Origin of the sequence: Acutalibacter intestini, from assembly GCF_034334985.1 — a bacterium.
GTDB classification, from domain to species: domain Bacteria; phylum Bacillota; class Clostridia; order Oscillospirales; family Acutalibacteraceae; genus Acutalibacter; species Acutalibacter intestini.
Window position 1 is genome coordinate 1 of sequence record NZ_JAWXXL010000108.1, and the last position, 1,052, is coordinate 1,052.

1 protein-coding gene is annotated in these 1,052 nt (G+C 51.0%); it reads right to left on the reverse strand.

All coding sequences use genetic code 11. The features are described from left to right. Window positions 1–1,052 (reverse strand): terminase TerL endonuclease subunit (locus tag U8U68_RS21895; RefSeq protein WP_322204578.1); only part of this gene is annotated, 1,052 nt, incomplete at both ends.

Sequence of the window (1,052 nt, forward strand, 5' to 3'; positions counted from 1 at the left end):
CCGATTTCGTTATAGTATTTTTGCCGGACGGTCATTGCGTCGATCACGGACACAAAGCCGTCAATGCGCGCCCGCTGTTCGATTTTAACCGGACGGAACTTCCGCGTTTCCATGTTGTGCTTCAAGGCCACATTCAGGAAATGCGCCTTTAGCAAGCTGTTATCCGCGATCTTGAAATTGCCATCAAGCAAAATCCCTTCAAATTCGCGGATCACGCCCGCCAGATTCTCCCCTTGAAAAACGTCGTCCATGTGGAAGCCATAGGCGCGCATATCGTCAACAAGGTATTGCGCACTGTAACGGTCATAGCCCACTTTAAGCACGTATATTTCGTATTTTTCTTTCAGCATGACGAACCAGTTATACACGTCCTTATAGTCAACGTAATTTTCGCCGGAAAGCGTTATAATACCCTTCTGCACGAATAGGGCATACGGCACGCCGTCGATTGCCGTTGCCCGCTCGACGCGGTTTGCGGGCATGAAGAACTGTGTAAACGCGTACAGCTTCCCGCCCCGCTCCACGATCACCGTTGCCGCCGTCAAGTCCGTTGTTTGCGAAAGGTCAATACCTCCCACGGCATAGGTTTTCCGGAAGTCTGCAAGCGTGATTTCTGCCGCCGAACCTTCTACAACGTGCGCGTCAAGCCATGCAATAGAAGAATTCTGCTTGATGTTGCAATACTTTGTCAGGAATTCGGCCTTTTTGCTTGCGGACATTTCCGCAACCGCTATTTCCTCGCAGAAGAAGTCTTCCGACACGGAAACGCCCATATTCGGGTTTGCCTTTTTCAGCTCTTCAATATCGTTCCAGCGTTCCACATCGTCAATCATGTATAGGAACGGCAAAAGGCGGCGTTCCTTGCTGTTGCCCTTCAAGAAGGCCGTGGATCGCTTCATCAATTCATCAAAAATCCCGTCGTTTTCATATCCTGCCGTGCTGATTGACAGGATCAACGGTTGCCGCCGCGCGCCAAGCGCGGATTTCATAACTTCATACTGCTTCAACCCGCCGTCGCCGCGCCAGCTTGCCACTTCGTCATTGACAACCAA